Below are 15,033 nucleotides of genomic sequence, written 5' to 3'. Positions count from 1 at the left end.
GGGCGGGTGCGCTGTCCGAGAACGGCCGGTTCCGGGGGACGGGCCTCCGTGGTGCGGGCCTCCGTGGTGCGGGCCTCCGTGGGGCGGTGGGTCTCGGTGAGGGGCACGGCCTCGGTCATGAGCGCCGCCCCCGACGCCCGTGCGCGTCCGCCTTCATCCAGCGGGCGCCGACGCGCGCCGCCAGCGCCCCGAGGGCGGCTCCCGCGGCCACGTCGGAGGGGTAGTGCACGCCGACGACCAGACGTGAGAGGCACATGGCGGCGGCGAGCGGGGGCACGGCGTACGCCCCGAGCGCGCCGTAGGCGACGGCGGCGGCCACGGCCGAGGCCGCGTGCGAACTCGGGAAGGAGTGCCGGCCGGCGGTGCGGACCAGGGGCTCGACGTGCGGGGGACGCGGGCGGCGCACGATCCGTTTCACGCCCATGCTGGCGAGGTGCGCGCCCGCGGTGAGCGCGGTGGCGCGCAGCCAGGCATCGCGCCGGGCGGCGTCGGCGGTGGCTCCGGCGAGGCCCGCCGCGATCCACAGCGCCCCGTGCTCACCCGCGCCGGACAGGGCGCGTGCGGCGGTCGCCACGCGCGGATCGGCAGCGCGGGCACGGACCGCCGTGAGGATGCGGTGGTCGATGCCGGTCTCCCTGTCGTCCAAGCCGGTCTCCATGTCGTCCATGGGGATTCACTGTTCATGCCGGGCCCGCCGGAACTCCGGCAATATTGGGCGACATCCCATTAATCACCCATTTCGGGGAGAGTGGAATGTTTCAAAAGTAATCGCCCACAAAGGGGCGATACGGTCACCGGCATGCCTGCCGAGACCGTTTCCGTCACGGGGTGGGGCCGCACCGCTCCCACCACCGCCCGTCTGATCCGTCCCAGGACGTACGAGGAGGCCGTGACCGCCGTCCGGGACTCAGGGGCGCGCGGAAGCATCCCCCGGGGCCTGGGACGGGCGTACGGGGACGCGGCGCAGAACGCCGGCGGTGCGGTCCTCGACATGACGGGCCTCGACCAGATCCACGCCATCGACGTGGCCGGCGGCAGCGTCCTGTGCGACGCGGGCGTCTCCCTGCACCACCTCATGGAGGTCCTGCTGCCGCTGGGCTGGTTCGTCCCGGTGCCCCCCGGCACCCGCTATGTGACCGTCGGCGGGGCGATCGGCGCCGACATCCACGGCAAGAACCACCATGTGTCCGGCTCCTTCTCCCGGCACGTCGTCTCGCTGGAACTGCTCACCGCCGACGGCACGGTCCGCACGGTCCGCCCCGGCACCGCCCTCTTCGACGCGACCGCCGGCGGCATGGGCCTGACCGGCGTGATCCTCACCGCGACCGTCCGGCTCCAGCCCGTCGCGACGACCCTCATGTCCGTCGACACCGAGCGCGCCACCGACCTCGACGACCTGATGGCCCGGCTGACCGCCACCGATCACCGCTACCGCTACTCGGTCGCCTGGATCGACCTCCTCGCCCGCGGCGCCGCCACCGGCCGCGCCGTCCTCACCCGCGGCGACCACGCGCCGCTCGCCGCGCTGCCCGCCCGCGCGCGCAGCGCCCCGCTGTCCTTCCGCCCCGCCCGGCTCCCTGCCGCCCCCGCGTACGTCCCCGAAGGGCTGCTCAGCCGCAGGACCGTGGGCCTGTTCAACGAACTCTGGTACCGCAGGGCGCCCCGCGCGCGCCGCGGCGAACTCCAGCGGCTGTCCGCCTTCTTCCACCCCCTCGACGGCGTCCCGCACTGGAACCGTGTCTACGGCCGCGGCGGCTTCGTGCAGTACCAGTTCGTCGTCGGACACGGCCGGGAGGAGACGCTGCGCCGGATCGTGGACCGCATCGCGCGCCGCCACTGCCCGTCCTTCCTCGCCGTCCTCAAACGGTTCGGGGACGCCGACCCCGGCTGGCTCTCCTTCCCCGTGCCCGGCTGGACGCTCGCCCTGGACATCCCGGCCAACCTGCCCGGCCTCGGCACCTTCCTCGACGAACTCGACGCGGAGGTCGCCGCCGCCGGCGGACGCGTCTACCTCGCCAAGGACTCCCGGCTGCGCCCCGACCTGCTCGCCGCGATGTACCCGCGGCTGGACGACTTCCGCGCGCTGCGCGCGGAGCTGGACCCCCGCGGGGTGTTCGTGTCCGACCTCGCGCGCCGCCTCACCCTCTAGACCCACCGTCCGAAAAGCACCTCCAGAACCCCAGGAGCAGTCGTGAAGGACGCCTTCGGCCTCCCCCAGTCCCTTCTCGTCCTAGGAGGCACGTCCGAGATCGCGCTCGCCACCGCGCGCCGCCTGATCGCCCGCCGCACCCGCACGGTCTGGCTCGCCGGACGACCCACGCCCGCCCTGGAGTCGGCCGCCGCCGACCTGCGCGCCCTCGGCGCCGACGTGCGCACCCTCGCCTTCGACGCCCTCGACCCCGAGTCGCACGAGAGCGCGCTCGGCAAGGTGTTCGCCGAGGGCGACATCGATCTGGTGCTGCTCGCCTTCGGTGTCCTGGGCGACCAGGCCCGCGACGAACGCGACCCGGCGGCCGCCGTGCGCGTCGCCCAGACCAACTACACGGGCGCGGTGTCGGCGGGCCTGGTCGCCGCCCGCGCGCTCCAGTCACAGGGCCACGGCTCCCTGGTCGTGCTGTCCTCGGTGGCCGCCGAGCGGGCCCGCCGCGCCAACTTCATCTACGGCTCCAGCAAGGCCGGCCTGGACGCCTTCGCGCAGGGACTGGGCGACGCGCTGCACGGGACGGGCGTCCACGTCATGGTCGTACGCCCCGGTTTCGTCCGGACGAGGATGACCGCCGGGCTGGAGGAGGCGCCGCTGGCGACCACCCCCGAGGAGGTCGCGGCGGCCGTCGAACTGGGGCTGCGGCGCCGCTCGGAGACGGTGTGGGTGCCGGGGGTACTGCGCGTGGTGATGTCCGGGCTACGGCATCTGCCGCGCGGGCTGTTCCGCAGGCTGCCGGTGTAGAGCCGCGGCGCGCGCTCGCCTCAGTGGGTGGGCAGGGAGCCGCGGTCCAGGTGGGCGGCCTGCGGGGGCACGACGGGGCCGCCGAAGGTGTACTCGTGGAGCTTGCGCCAGATGCCGTCGGGGCCCTGCTCGTAGAGGGCGAAGCCGGTGCAGGACCACTCGGCCCGGTAGTCGGCGAGGTCCTCGTAGGCGCGGTCCATCGCCGCCTCTTCGATGCCGTGCGCCACCGTGACGTGCGGGTGGTAGGGGAACTGGAGGTCGCGGGCGACCGGCCCGGAGGCGTCACGGACCTGCTTCTGCAGCCAGGCGCAGGCCGAGGCGCCCTCGACCACCTGCACGTACACGACCGGCGACAGGGGCCGGAAGGTGCCGGTGCCGGACAGCCGCATCGGGAACGGGCGGCCGGCCTCGGCCACCGCGGACAGGTGCGCCTCGACGGCCGGCAGGACGCCGGCGTCGATCTCGGTCGGCGGCAGCAGCGTGACGTGCGTCGGGATGCCATGGGCCGCGGCGTCGCCGAAGCCCGCGCGCCGCTCCTGGAGCAGGCTGCCGTGGGGCTCCGGGACCGCGATCGACACACCGATCGTTACGGTCCCCACGTCGTCTCCTTCGTCGCGTCGGATGTGCCGGGCGCCGGCCGGATGCCGGTTCGGTGCCGGTTCATGCTCAGCCGTACGGCTATCGACTGTACGGCCACGGGCCTGCTGGGGGCAGGCGCAGCGGAAGTGATGTGCAGCGCTCTGCCCGGGGGAATGTCTGTGCGGTGGTACGCCCTCAGCGCTCGGCTCAGTGCTTGGCGGGCAGGAAGCCCACCTGCTCGTACGTCCGGGACAGTGTCTCCGCGGCCACGGCGCGGGCCTTCTCCGCGCCCTTGGCCAGGATCGAGTCGAGCGTCTCCGGGTCGTCCAGGTACTGCTGGGTACGGTCCCGGAACGGCGTGACGAAGTCGACGACGACCTCGGCGAGGTCGGTCTTGAGGGCGCCGTACAGCTTGCCCTCGTACTGCCGCTCCAGCTCAGCGACGCTGGTGCCGGTCAGGGTCGAGTAGATGCCGAGGAGGTTGCTCACGCCGGGCTTGTTCTCGGCGTCGTAGCGGATGACGGTGTCGGTGTCGGTGACCGCGCTCTTGACCTTCTTCGCGCTGGCCTTCGGCTCGTCGAGCAGGTTGATGAGCCCCTTCGGCGTGGACGCCGACTTGCTCATCTTGATCGACGGCTCCTGAAGGTCGTAGATCTTGCCCGTCTCCTTGAGGATGTACGGCTTCGGGATCGTGAAGGTCTCGCCGAAGCGGCCGTTGAAGCGCTCGGCGAGGTCGCGGGTCAGCTCGATGTGCTGACGCTGGTCCTCACCGACCGGCACCTCGTCGGCCTGGTACAGCAGGATGTCCGCGACCTGGAGGATCGGGTACGTGAACAGGCCGACCGAGGCGCGGTCGGCGCCCTGGCGGGCCGACTTGTCCTTGAACTGGGTCATGCGGGAGGCCTCGCCGAAGCCGGTGAGGCAGTTCATGACCCAGGCGAGCTGGGCGTGCTCGGGAACATGGCTCTGCACGAAGAGCGTGCACCGGTCCGGGTCGAGCCCCGCCGCGAGCAGCTGCGCCGCGGCCAGCCGGGTGTTGGCGGACAGCTCCTTCGGGTCCTGCGGAACCGTGATCGCGTGCAGGTCGACGACCATGTAGAACGCGTCGTGGGACTCCTGGAGGGCCACCCACTGACGGACGGCGCCGAGGTAGTTGCCGAGGTGGAACGAGCCTGCGGTGGGCTGGATTCCGGAGAGCACGCGGGGACGGTCTGAGGCCATGTCCACCATTGTCTCAGAGCGCGGGGACCGCCCGGAACGGGTCCCGGGCAGCCGTGCGGGCTGCCCGGGTGCCGGTGTCAGCCGAGGTCGATCTCCGGGTACAGCGGGAAGCCCGCGACCAGGTCGCTCGCGCGGCGGGAGATCTCGTCGGAGACCTTCTCGTCCAGGACGTGGGAGGCCTTCGACGGGGCGCCCGACTTCGTGGTGCCCGGCTCCGCGGTGGTCAGGACGCGGTCGATGAGGGCCGCGACCTCGTCCATCTCGGCCGCGCCGAGGCCGCGCGTGGTCAGCGCCGGGGTGCCGATACGGATGCCGGAGGTGTACCAGGCGCCGTTCGGGTCGGCGGGGATGGCGTTGCGGTTGGTGACGATGCCCGAGTCGAGGAGGGCCGTCTCGGCCTGGCGGCCGGTGAGGCCGTACGAGGTGGCGACGTCGATCAGGTTGAGGTGGTTGTCGGTGCCGCCGGTGACGAGGGTCGCGCCGCGCCGCATCAGGCCGTCCGCCAGCGCGCGGGAGTTGTCGACGATGCGCTGGGCGTAGTCCTGGAAGGCGGGTCGGCGGGCCTCGGCCAGGGCGACCGCCTTCGCGGCCATGACGTGCGGGAGCGGACCGCCGAGGACCATCGGGCAGCCGCGGTCGACCTGGTCCTTGAGGGAGTCGTCGCACAGGACCATGCCGCCGCGCGGGCCGCGCAGCGACTTGTGGGTGGTCGTCGTGACGATCTGGGCGTGCGGGACCGGGTCGAAGTCGCCGGTCAGCACCTTGCCCGCGACGAGGCCGGCGAAGTGCGCCATGTCGACCATCAGGGTCGCGCCCACCTCGTCGGCGATCTCCCGCATGATGCGGAAGTTCACCAGGCGGGGGTAGGCGGAGTAGCCGGCCACGATGATGAGCGGCTTGAACTCGCGGGCGGACGTGCGCAGCGCCTCGTAGTCGATCAGGCCCGTCGCCGGGTCCGTCCCGTAGGAGCGCTGGTCGAACATCTTGCCGGAGATGTTGGGGCGGAAGCCGTGGGTGAGGTGGCCGCCGGCGTCCAGGGACATGCCGAGCATGCGCTGGTTGCCGAAGGCCCGGCGCAGTTCCGCCCAGTCGGCCTCGGAGAGGTCGTTGACCTGACGGACGCCGGTCTTCTCCAGGAAGGGTGCTTCGACGCGGTCGGCGAGGACGGCCCAGAAGGCGACCAGGTTGGCATCGATGCCGGAGTGCGGCTGGACGTAGGCGTGGCGGGCGCCGAAGAGTTCGCGGGCGTGCTCGGCGGCGAGGGACTCGACGGTGTCGACGTTGCGGCAGCCGGCGTAGAAGCGGCGGCCGACGGTGCCCTCGGCGTACTTGTCGCTGAACCAGTTGCCCATCGCGAGGAGGGTCGCCGGGGAGGCGTAGTTCTCGGAGGCGATCAGCTTGAGCATCTCGCGCTGGTCGGTGACCTCCTGGCCGATCGCGTCGGCGACGCGCGGCTCGACGGCGCGGATCACGTCGAGGGCGGCGCGGAAGGCGGTGGACTCGGTGGAGAGGGGCTGCTGCTCTGACATGACGTCGGCCTCCGGGTGGCGTGGCGTGCAAGCGGTCACGGTCTCGGTCTGGCCCAGGCGCACGGCACTCGGTCACTCCAGGCCGCTCCCCGATGGTCCGTCCCATCCCAGCGCGCCAGTCACGGCCTGCCTGCCAGCCTACCGGGGTGGCGGGTCACCGAAGGCGCCACGTCCACCATGCGAGCGACGGGCCGGGGGCGGGCGGCCGTCACCCCTGGAGTCCGTGTTCGGGCTCTTCGGAAGGGTGCGGGCCCTCGGTGCGGCGGTCTGTGGACGTCCGCCCGGCGACGGCGGGGTGGTCCGGCTCCGCGACCGCACGAGGGTCGCACTGGGCCGGCCGGCGGTGACCGGCTTCACGATCGGCGGCTGCCGTGCCGGGGCGCCTCGGGGGCGGAGGGCCGACGGTCCGGGTCGGTTACGGCAGGACTCTGCACAGGGCGTTCAGGGCTCCTGTCCAGGCGTGGTCGGGTGGGGTGCCGTAGCCGACGACGAGGGCGTCCAGGGGGGCCGTGCGGGCTGATTCGTGGCGGAAGCGGGAGAGGCCGTGCAGGGCCAGGCCCTGCCAGGCCGCTGCCTGGATCACCGGCTGCTCGGTGCCGGGCGGGAGCCCGACCACGGCGTGCAGGCCGGCCGCGATGCCGGTCACGCGGGCGTCGGGGGCGTGTTCGGCCAGGGCCGTGACCAGGGCGTCGCGGCGGCGGCGGTAGCGCAGGCGGGCCGAGCGGACGTGGCGGTCGTAGGCGCCGGAGGTGAGGAACTCGGCCAGGGTCAGCTGGTCCAGGACGCCGCAGGTGTCGATGCGGCCCTTGGCGACGGCGGCCCGCTCGGCGAGGCCGGGCGGGAGTACGGCCCAGCCGAGCCGCAGGGCGGGCGCGAGGGACTTGCTGGCGGTGCCCAGGTGGACGACGTGGTCGGGGTCGAGGCCCTGGAGGGCGCCCACGGGCTGGCGGTCGTAGCGGAACTCGCCGTCGTAGTCGTCCTCCAGGACCAGTCCGCCGGTGCGGCGCGCCCAGTCCAGGACGGCCGCGCGCCGGTCGCGGTGCAGGGGGACGCCCATCGGGAACTGGTGGGCGGGCGTGAGGAGGACGGCTCCGGCGTCGCCGAGCCCGTCGGGGTCGGTGCCGAGGTGGTCGAAGGGCAGCGGGACGGTCCGCAGTCCGGCCGCCGTGAGCTGCTTCTCGTGCTCGTCGAGGCCGTACGACTCGACGGCGACCGTATGGACCCCGCGGGCGCGCAGAACCCTGCCGAGCACCTGGAGTCCGTGCGCGAACCCGGCGACGACGAGGACGCGTCCGGGGTCCGTGCGGACGCCGCGGACGCGGGCGAGGTAGTCGGCGAGGGCGGTGCGCAGTTCGACGCGGCCGCGCGGATCGCCGTAGCCGAGGGCGTCGTTGGGGGCGGCGGTGAGGGCGCGGCGGGCGGCCCTGAGCCATTCGGCGCGTGGGAAGGAGGCCAGGTCGGGAGTGCCGGGGCGCAGGTCGTAGGCCGGGCGGTGGCGCTCCCTGGGCCCGGGTGACGTAGCGGTCGGCGCGGCCACCACGCGGTCCGCCACCCGGGTGCCGGAGCCCTGCCTCGCGGTCAGCCAGCCCTCGGCGACCAGGTCGGCGTAGGCCTCGGCGACGGTGTTGCGGGCGACGCCGAGGTCGGCGGCGAGGGTGCGGGAGGAGGGCAGCCGGGTGCCGGGGGCCAGCCGGCCGCCGCGGACGGCCTCGCGCAGGGCGTCGGTGAGGCCGCGCCGCACGCCCGGACCGGTCGGTTCGAGGTGCAGGTCGACACCCAGAGTGGCCCACGATTTCGCCATGGAAATGGACCATACCCGTGGGCAGCCTCGCGCCTAGGGTCGAGGACATGAAGATCGACGACACGACGAACGAAGGCATCACGAACGGGAACGACGGCACGACGACCGTGGAGTACGCCCCCGAGCACACCCCCCGGCTGGCCTGGGCCGAGCTGGCGCCCGAGGTCTACAAGGCGATGGTCCGGCTGGACGCCGCCGCCCGCAAGGGCCTCGACGCGAAGCTGCTGGAGCTGGTGAAGGTCCGCGCCTCGCAGATCAACCGCTGCGCGCTTTGCGTGGACATGCACAGCAAGGACGCCCTCGCGGCCGGGGAGAGCGTCGAGCGGATCGTGCAGCTCAGCGCCTGGGAGGAGTCCGGGCACTTCTACACCGAGAAGGAGCTGGCGGCGCTGGCACTCACGGAGTCGGTGACCGTCCTCACGGACGGCTTCGTGCCCGACTCGGTGTACGAGCGGGCCGCCAAGCACTTCGAGGAGACGGAGCTGGCGCAGCTGATCGCCGCGATCACGGTGATCAACGCGTGGAACCGGTTCGGCGTGACCTGCCGGCTGGTGCCGGGGCACTACCGGCCGGGGCAGCACCGGTGACCGTCCGCAGGGCCGGAGTCCGTAACGCGTTACCGGGGAGCACGTCATGATGACCAAGACCGACACCTTCCGCGCCCTGCACCGGGCGCGGCTCCCCGACGACCCGCTGGTCCTGCCGGGGCCGTGGGACGCGGCGAGCGCCCGCGCCCTCGCCGACGCCGGTTTCCCCGCGCTGGCGATCCCCAGCGCCGGGGTCGCCGCCTCGCTCGGATACACGGACGGGGAGACACCGCCCGACGAGATGTTCGCGGCGGTCGCCCGGATCGCCCGCGCCGTGGACGTACCGGTGTCCGCGGACGTCGAGGACGGCTACGGCCTGCCGCCGAAGGAGCTGGTCGAACGGCTGCTGGAGGCTGGGGCGGTGGGCTGCAACCTGGAGGACTCGCACAGGAACCCCGCCGGCCACTCCGACGGGGGCGGACTCAAGGACGCGCGGGCGCACGCCGACTGGCTCGCCGAGGTGCGGTCGGCCGCCGCCGACCAGCTCTTCGTGAACGCCCGGATCGACACCTTCCTCCACGGCGAGTCCGACCCGGCCCGGACCATCGAGCGGGCCGCACTGTACGTGGCGGCGGGCGCCGACTGCGTGTATCCGATCGGTGCCCCCGTCGCCGTACTGCCGCTGCTGCGGTCCGGGACGCAGGTGCCGGTCAACGTGTTCGCCCGGATCGGCGAGGGCCCCTCGCCCGCCGAACTCGGCGAACTCGGGGCCTCTCGGGTCACGTTCGGGCCCGGGTTGCAGCGACGGGCGACGACGGCGGTCACGGAGATCGCCGCGCTCCTGCGCTGACCCGGGCCGGGCCGACGGCGTCTAGGACAGCCACGCGCGCCAGGTGGACTCGTGGCTGTCCACCCACTTCTTCGCCGCCTGCTCGGGTGTGAGCTTCTGGTCGGCGATCAGCAGGGACACCATGTTCTGGTCCTCGGTGGTCCACCTGAACTTCTTCAGGAAGGCCGCCGCCTTGCCACCGGTCCGCGCGAAGTCCGCGTTGAGGTACTTCTGCAACGGGGTCTGGGGATAGCCGCAGGCGACCTTCTCGGGGTCGGCGTCGCAGCCGTCCTTGTACGCGGGCAGCTTCACCTCGGTCATCGGGACCTTCTCGAACAGCCACTGCGGGGAGTACCAGTAGGTCAGGAAGGGCTTCTTCTCCTGGGCGAAGCGGCGGATCTGGGTGATCTGCGCGGCCTCGGAGCCGGCGAAGACGACCTGGTAGTCCAGGTTCAGGTTCTCCACCAGGGCCTTGTCGTTGGTGACGTACGACGGGGAGCCGTCCATCAGCTGGCCCTTGCCGCCGCTCTCCGGGGTGCGGAACTGCGCGGCGTACTTGTCGAGGTTCCTCCAGTCGGTGACGTCGGGGTGGGCCTCGGCGAAGTACGTGGGGACGTACCAGCCGATGTGGCCGGTGACGCCGAGGTCGCCGCCGCGCGCGATGGTCCTCTTGTCGTCGACGTAGCGCCGCTCCTGGTCGGGGTGGCCCCAGTCCTCCAGGAGCGCGTCGACGCGGCCCTGGCTGAGGGCGTCCCAGGCGGGCACCTCGTCGATCTGGACGGTGTCGACGCGGTAGCCGAGTTCGTGTTCCAGGAGGTACTGGGCGACGGCCACGTTGGCCTGCGCGCCCACCCAGGACTGGACGGACAGGGTCACCGTCCTGGCGCCCTGGGCGTTGGCGAAGGGCGAGGCCTGCTGTGTCATGTCGGCGGCGCCGCAGCCGGTCAGCAGGAGCAGGCCCGCCGCCGCCGCGGCCGTGGTCGTACGGAGTCGCATGTCAGGCTCCCTTCTGCGCGCGCCGGACGGCCGGCTGGGTCACGCGGTCGAGCATCAGGCCGAGGCAGACGATCGCGGCGCCGGCCACCAGGCCGGTCGCGAGGTCGCCCTGGGCGAGGCCGAAGACGGCGTCGTAGCCGAGGGCGCCGCCGCCGACCAGTCCGCCGATGATGACGACGGCGAGGACCAGGACGACGCCCTGGTTGAGGGCGAGCAGCAGCGCGGGCCGGGCCAGCGGGAGCTGGACCTGGCGCAGTTGCTGGCCGCCGGTCGCGCCGAGCGAGCGGGCGGACTCCAGGGCGGCCGGGTCGACCTGGCGCAGGCCCTGGGTGGTGATGCGGACGACGGCGGGCAGCGCGTAGACGACGGCCGCGGCGACGGCGGGTGCGCGGCCGACGCCGAACAGGGCGACCACCGGGATCAGGTACACGAACTGCGGCATCGTCTGGAAGACGTCCAGGACGGGACGCAGCAGGCGTTCGACGCGGTCGCTGCGGGCCGCGGCGACGCCGGTCGCGAAGCCCAGCACGAGGGTGACGGCGACCGCCGCGAGGACCTGGGACAGCGTGTCCAGGGACGGCTCCCACACGCCGAGCACACCGATCGCGGCCATGGCGAGGACGGCGGTCAGCGCCGTGCGCCAGGTGCCGGTCAGCCAGGCGAGCGCGGCGACCAGCAGCAGCACCGACCACCAGGGCAGCCCCTGGAGGCCGTCGCGGACGGGGTCCAGGACCCAGGTGGTGAACCGGCCCGCCCAGTCGGCGGTGCCGCCGACGACGGGCACCCCCGAGTAGAGGTGGTCGGTCATCCAGTCGACGACGCGGTTGACCGGTTCGGCGACGGCGAGCGTCCACGCGTCCGGCCAGTCGGGCCGCCCGGCCAGCCGTACGGCGACGGCGAGGGCCGCGACGGCGGCGAGCGGCGCGTACGTGGTGAGGCGCCCGTGGGCCGTCTCGGTGCCGCGTCCGGCGGCCGCCGTCACCCGGTCCAGGACGACCGCGAGCAGCACGATGGGGATGCCCGCGGCGAGGGCCGCGCCCACGTCGACCGAGGCCAGCGCCTGGTAGACGCGGTCTCCGAGGCCGCCGCCGCCGATCACCGACGCGATGACCGCCATCGACAGCGCCATCATGATCGTCTGGTTGAGGCCGAGGAGGAGTTCCCTGCGGGCCAGCGGGAGGCGGGCGGTCAGCAGGCGCTGGCGGGCGGTGGCGCCGAGGGACTCGACCGCCTCCAGGACCTCCTTGTCGGCGCCGCGCAGACCGAGCGAGGTGAGGCGGGCCATCGGCGGGGCGGCGTACACGACGGTGGCCAGGACGGCCGCCGGGACGCCGATGCCGAAGACCAGGACGACGGGGAGCAGGTAGGCGAACGCGGGCAGCACCTGCATGGTGTCCAGGACCGGGCGCAGGGCGCGGTCCATCCGGTCGGAGAGGCCGGCGGCGAGGCCCAGCAACGCGCCCACGACGACGGACGCGAGGACCGCGACGGCCATGAGGGCGAGGGTCTGCATGGTCGGCACCCACATGCCGAGCAGACCGCAGGCCAGGAACGCGGCGGCGGTGCCGAGGGCGAGCCGTACGCCCGCCGTGCGCCAGGCGACGAACGCGCCCAGCGCGGTGACGCCGGCCCAGCCGGCGGCCAGCAGGAACAGGTAGACGGCGCGTACGCAGAGGACGACGCCGTTGCTGATGTGGCCGAAGAAGTAGAGGAAGAGGGGGTGGCTGTCCCGGTTGTCGATGATCCAGTCGCTGACGCGGGTCAGCGGGTCGGTCAGGTCGACGGTGAGGGCGGCGGGCCAGGTGCCGCTGTGCCAGCGGGCGTGGGCGAGGGGGGCGAGGACCGCCGCCGCGAGGGCGAGGAGGAGGAGTTTGTGGAGGGCCCGGTGCTTCAGGACGCCGGGGAGGGCGAGCCGGGGGGCCGGTGCGGTGACCGTCGCCATCAGATCGCCTCCATACGCGGTTGTGCCCCCGTGGCTGCACCGGGCGCCGTCCCCGCCACGACCCCCAGCAGGGCGTCCGAGTCGACGACTCCCAGGCAGCGGCCCCGGTCCATCACCCGGGCCGGGGTGCCGGCGCGGGCGACTGCTTCGATGGCCTCGGAGACGGTGGCGTCGGGGGCGACGGCCGGACCTGTGCCCGCTTCCGCCGCGGTCGCGGCGCGCATGGCCGTGCGGACGGTGAGGACCTGCTCGCGGGGCACGTCACGCACGAACGCGCGGACGTAGTCGTCGGCGGGCGAGCCGACGATCTCCTCCGGGGTGCCGAGCTGGACGACACGGCCGTCGCGCATCAGGGCGATGCGGTCACCGAGCTTGAGCGCCTCGCTCAGGTCGTGCGTGATGAAGACCATCGTGCGGCCCTCCTCGCGGTGCAGGCGGATCACCTCCTCCTGCATGTCCCGCCGGATCAGCGGGTCGAGCGCGCTGAACGGCTCGTCGAAGAGGAGGACTTGCGGGTCCACCGCCAACGCCCGTGCCAGGCCCACCCGTTGGCGCTGGCCGCCGGAGAGCTGGCCGGGCTTGCGGTGCTCCATACCTTCCAGGCCGACCTTGGTGACGACCTCGCGGGCCCGCTCGCGGCGCTCGGCCTTGCCGACGCCCTGGATCTCCAGGCCGTAGGCCACGTTGTCGAGGACCGTGCGGTGCGGGAGGAGACCGAAGTGCTGGAAGACCATCGCGGCGCGGTGGCGGCGGAGTTCACGCAGACGGGTGCGGTCCATCGCGCGGACGTCCTCGCCGTCCACGGCGATGGCGCCGGCGGTCGGTTCGATCAGCCGGGTCAGACAGCGCACGAGGGTGGACTTGCCGGAGCCGGAGAGGCCCATCACGACGAAGACCTCCCCCTTGCGCACGTCGAAGGAGACGTCCCGTACGGCGGCCGTGCAGCCGGTGCGCGAGCGCAGCTCGGCGGCGGGGAGGGCGGCCAGCTCGGGGTCGAGCGGGACGCGCTCGGACTTGGGGCCGAAGACCTTCCAGAGGCCTTCGACGGAGAAGACGGGGGTGTCGGCGGAGGTGGGGGCGGTGGCGTCGGGCGCCGCGGTGCCGGGGAGGGTGGTCATCACACACCGCCCCCGATCAGGTCGACGGCCCGTTCCCCGACCATCAGCACCCCGATCATCGGGTTCACGGCGGTCATGGTCGGGAACACGGAGGCGTCGGCGACGCGCAGGCCGTCCAGGCCGCGGACGCGCAACCGCGGGTCGACGACGGCCAGTTCGTCGTCGGCCGCGCCCATCCGGCAGGTGCCCGCCGGGTGGTACACGGTGTGCGCGACCTTGCGGGCGTACTCGCTCAGCTCCTCGTCGCCCGTGATGTGCGGGCCGGGGGCCACCTCGCGCTTGAGCCAGCCGGCGAGCGGCTCGGTCTTCGCGATCTCCCGGGCGATCCTGATCCCGTCGACGAGGGTGCGGCCGTCGTAGTCGTCCTCATCGGTGAAGTAGCGGAAGTCCAGGGCCGGCTTCACGGACGGGTCCGCACTGGTCAGGTACAGCCGGCCGCGGCTCTTCGGCTTCGGGATGTTGGGGGTCATCGAGACGCCGTACGGAGGCCGTTCGTAGCCGAGGCGCTCCGGGTTGTCCGTGAAGGGGATCTGGTAGAAGTGGAACATCAGGTCGGGGCCCGCGTGTCCGGGGTCGCGGCGCACGAAGAGGCCCGCGTCGGAGTCCATCGCGGAGTTCTCGGGGATCGGGCCGTGCGTCTCCCACACGATCACCGACTCGGGGTGGTCGAGGAGGTTCTCGCCGACGCCGGGCAGGTCGTGGGCGACGGGTATGCCGAGGGCGTCCAGGTCGGCCTTCGGTCCGATGCCGGAGTGCAGGAGCAGGCGGGGCGTGTCCACGGCGCCCGCGCACAGCACGACCTCGTTGCGGGCCCGCACGGTGAACTCCTCGCCGTCCCGCGCCCGTACGTGCACGCCGGTCGCGCGGGTGCCGTCCAGCTCCAGCCGGTACGCCCAGGTCTCCAGGAGGATGCGGAGGTTCGGGCGCTCGTCCATGACCGGGTGCAGATAGGCCACCGAGGCGCTGGAGCGCTTGTTGTCCTCGGGGTGGTAGGCGAGGTCGAAGAAGCCGGCGCCGTCGGTGAACGGCCGCTGGTTGAAGCCCTCGACGCGGGGTACCCCGAGTGCCGCGAGGGCCGAGTCGACGAAGTCGCGGGCGATGGCGTTGCGGTCCTTCTCGTCGACCGGAACGATGTTGTTCAGCAGGCGCGCGTAGTACGCCTCCATGGAGACCGCGCCCCAGCCGCGTGCGCCGGCCGCCTCCCACTCGTCCCAGTCGGAGGGGAGCGGCTTGAAGGCGATGAGGGTGTTGTGGGAGGAACAGCCGCCCAGGACGCGGGCGCGGCTGTGCCGGATGTGGGAGTTGCCGCGCGGCTGTTCGGTGGTGGGGTAGTCGTAGTCGAATTCGCCTCCGAGCAGGCCCATCCAGCGGCGCAGGGTCAGGACGTCGTCGCGGCCGACGTCACTGGGGCCGCCCTCGATGACGGCGACGGTGACGTCGGGGTTCTCGGTGAGGCGGGAGGCTATGACGGAGCCGGCGGTGCCACCGCCGATCACGACGTAGTCGTAGACGTGGGGGGTCTGGGGCATGGGGGACTCCAGGGT

At 73.1% G+C, this 15,033-nt stretch carries 13 protein-coding genes and 1 riboswitch; of the genes, 4 read left to right on the top strand and 9 right to left on the bottom strand.

Annotated elements, in window-relative coordinates:
- Nucleotides 1-115 precede the first annotated feature (115 nt).
- Nucleotides 116-667 (bottom strand): phosphatase PAP2 family protein, encoded by a 552-nt coding sequence (locus P1P75_RS31595; protein WP_319262017.1) that lies wholly within the window; start codon nucleotides 665-667, stop codon nucleotides 116-118.
- 132 nt (nucleotides 668-799) lie between these two features.
- On the opposite strand from P1P75_RS31595, the gene P1P75_RS31590 reads away from it, so the two are divergent.
- Entirely contained in the window at nucleotides 800-2,149 is a 1,350-nt protein-coding gene (locus P1P75_RS31590) for an FAD-binding oxidoreductase (RefSeq protein WP_319262014.1), read from the top strand.
- A gap of 42 nt (nucleotides 2,150-2,191) precedes the next feature.
- Nucleotides 2,192-2,947, top strand: a complete 756-nt coding sequence (locus P1P75_RS31585; protein ID WP_319262012.1) for a decaprenylphospho-beta-D-erythro-pentofuranosid-2-ulose 2-reductase — start codon at nucleotides 2,192-2,194, stop codon at nucleotides 2,945-2,947.
- Between the two features lie 20 nt (nucleotides 2,948-2,967).
- On the opposite strand, the gene P1P75_RS31580 is transcribed toward P1P75_RS31585, so the two are convergent.
- The 4 genes from P1P75_RS31580 to P1P75_RS31565 all read right to left on the bottom strand — a co-directional run bounded on the left by P1P75_RS31580 (nucleotide 2,968) and on the right by P1P75_RS31565 (nucleotide 8,077).
- The gene (locus tag P1P75_RS31580) at nucleotides 2,968-3,546 is read right to left on the bottom strand and encodes a 2'-5' RNA ligase family protein (protein ID WP_319262010.1); all 579 of its coding nucleotides are present in this window, start codon (nucleotides 3,544-3,546) and stop codon (nucleotides 2,968-2,970) included.
- Between the two features lie 187 nt (nucleotides 3,547-3,733).
- Nucleotides 3,734-4,747 (bottom strand): tryptophan--tRNA ligase, encoded by a 1,014-nt coding sequence (gene trpS / locus P1P75_RS31575; RefSeq protein WP_319262007.1) that lies wholly within the window; start codon nucleotides 4,745-4,747, stop codon nucleotides 3,734-3,736.
- Nucleotides 4,748-4,824: 77 nt separating this feature from the next.
- Nucleotides 4,825-6,276 carry a glycine hydroxymethyltransferase gene (locus P1P75_RS31570; protein ID WP_319262005.1) on the bottom strand — a complete coding sequence of 484 codons (1,452 nt, stop codon included), beginning with the start codon at nucleotides 6,274-6,276 and terminating at the stop codon, nucleotides 4,825-4,827.
- Nucleotides 6,277-6,320: 44 nt separating this feature from the next.
- A riboswitch (ZMP/ZTP riboswitch) is annotated at nucleotides 6,321-6,409 on the bottom strand.
- 282 nt (nucleotides 6,410-6,691) lie between these two features.
- Complete coding sequence (locus P1P75_RS31565) at nucleotides 6,692-8,077, bottom strand: PLP-dependent aminotransferase family protein (protein WP_319262001.1); 1,386 nt, start codon at nucleotides 8,075-8,077, stop codon at nucleotides 6,692-6,694.
- Nucleotides 8,078-8,124: 47 nt separating this feature from the next.
- Here P1P75_RS31565 and P1P75_RS31560 point away from each other — a divergent pair, with 47 nt between their 5' ends.
- Nucleotides 8,125-8,664, top strand: coding sequence for a carboxymuconolactone decarboxylase family protein (locus P1P75_RS31560; RefSeq protein ID WP_319261998.1), 540 nt, complete (start codon nucleotides 8,125-8,127; stop codon nucleotides 8,662-8,664).
- Nucleotides 8,665-8,713: 49 nt separating this feature from the next.
- Nucleotides 8,714-9,454, top strand: coding sequence for an isocitrate lyase/phosphoenolpyruvate mutase family protein (locus tag P1P75_RS31555; RefSeq protein ID WP_319262023.1), 741 nt, complete (start codon nucleotides 8,714-8,716; stop codon nucleotides 9,452-9,454).
- A 21-nt stretch (nucleotides 9,455-9,475) separates the two neighbouring features.
- On the opposite strand, the gene P1P75_RS31550 is transcribed toward P1P75_RS31555, so the two are convergent.
- The 4 genes from P1P75_RS31550 to P1P75_RS31535 are packed head-to-tail and all read right to left on the bottom strand — an operon-like array spanning nucleotide 9,476 to nucleotide 15,018.
- Complete coding sequence (locus tag P1P75_RS31550) at nucleotides 9,476-10,429, bottom strand: ABC transporter substrate-binding protein (protein ID WP_319261995.1); 954 nt, start codon at nucleotides 10,427-10,429, stop codon at nucleotides 9,476-9,478.
- 1 nt (nucleotide 10,430) lies between these two features.
- Complete coding sequence (locus P1P75_RS31545) at nucleotides 10,431-12,371, bottom strand: ABC transporter permease subunit (RefSeq protein WP_319261992.1); 1,941 nt, start codon at nucleotides 12,369-12,371, stop codon at nucleotides 10,431-10,433.
- On the bottom strand, nucleotides 12,371-13,489 hold the full coding sequence (locus P1P75_RS31540; RefSeq protein WP_319261990.1) for a glycine betaine/L-proline ABC transporter ATP-binding protein: 1,119 nt from the start codon (nucleotides 13,487-13,489) through the stop codon (nucleotides 12,371-12,373). Before P1P75_RS31540 ends, P1P75_RS31545 begins: the two co-directional genes overlap by 1 nt.
- Complete coding sequence (locus P1P75_RS31535; protein ID WP_319262020.1) at nucleotides 13,489-15,018, bottom strand: GMC oxidoreductase; 1,530 nt, start codon at nucleotides 15,016-15,018, stop codon at nucleotides 13,489-13,491. Before P1P75_RS31535 ends, P1P75_RS31540 begins: the two co-directional genes overlap by 1 nt.
- Between the last annotated feature and the right edge of the window lie 15 nt (nucleotides 15,019-15,033).

Origin of the sequence: Streptomyces sp. ID05-39B, from assembly GCF_033794725.1 — a bacterium.
GTDB classification, from domain to species: domain Bacteria; phylum Actinomycetota; class Actinomycetes; order Streptomycetales; family Streptomycetaceae; genus Streptomyces; species Streptomyces bobili.
The sequence above is the reverse complement of the archived record's forward strand: the minus strand, read 5'-3'. Positions and strand labels throughout refer to the sequence as shown.

Bases quoted from the DNA above. Each gene is read 5' to 3' on its own strand.
- P1P75_RS31555 (WP_319262023.1), top strand. From the start codon at position 8,714: ATGACCAAGACCGACACCTTCCGCGCCCTGCACCGGGCGCGGCTCCCC.
- P1P75_RS31590 (WP_319262014.1), top strand. From the start codon at position 800: ATGCCTGCCGAGACCGTTTCCGTCACGGGGTGGGGCCGCACCGCTCCC.
- P1P75_RS31540 (WP_319261990.1), bottom strand. From the start codon at position 13,489: ATGACCACCCTCCCCGGCACCGCGGCGCCCGACGCCACCGCCCCCACC.
- P1P75_RS31565 (WP_319262001.1), bottom strand. From the start codon at position 8,077: ATGGCGAAATCGTGGGCCACTCTGGGTGTCGACCTGCACCTCGAACCG.
- P1P75_RS31535 (WP_319262020.1), bottom strand. From the start codon at position 15,018: ATGCCCCAGACCCCCCACGTCTACGACTACGTCGTGATCGGCGGTGGC.
- trpS (WP_319262007.1), bottom strand. From the start codon at position 4,747: ATGGCCTCAGACCGTCCCCGCGTGCTCTCCGGAATCCAGCCCACCGCA.
- P1P75_RS31550 (WP_319261995.1), bottom strand. From the start codon at position 10,429: ATGCGACTCCGTACGACCACGGCCGCGGCGGCGGCGGGCCTGCTCCTG.
- P1P75_RS31595 (WP_319262017.1), bottom strand. From the start codon at position 667: ATGGACGACATGGAGACCGGCTTGGACGACAGGGAGACCGGCATCGAC.
- P1P75_RS31570 (WP_319262005.1), bottom strand. From the start codon at position 6,276: ATGTCAGAGCAGCAGCCCCTCTCCACCGAGTCCACCGCCTTCCGCGCC.
- P1P75_RS31545 (WP_319261992.1), bottom strand. From the start codon at position 12,371: ATGGCGACGGTCACCGCACCGGCCCCCCGGCTCGCCCTCCCCGGCGTC.
- P1P75_RS31560 (WP_319261998.1), top strand. From the start codon at position 8,125: ATGAAGATCGACGACACGACGAACGAAGGCATCACGAACGGGAACGAC.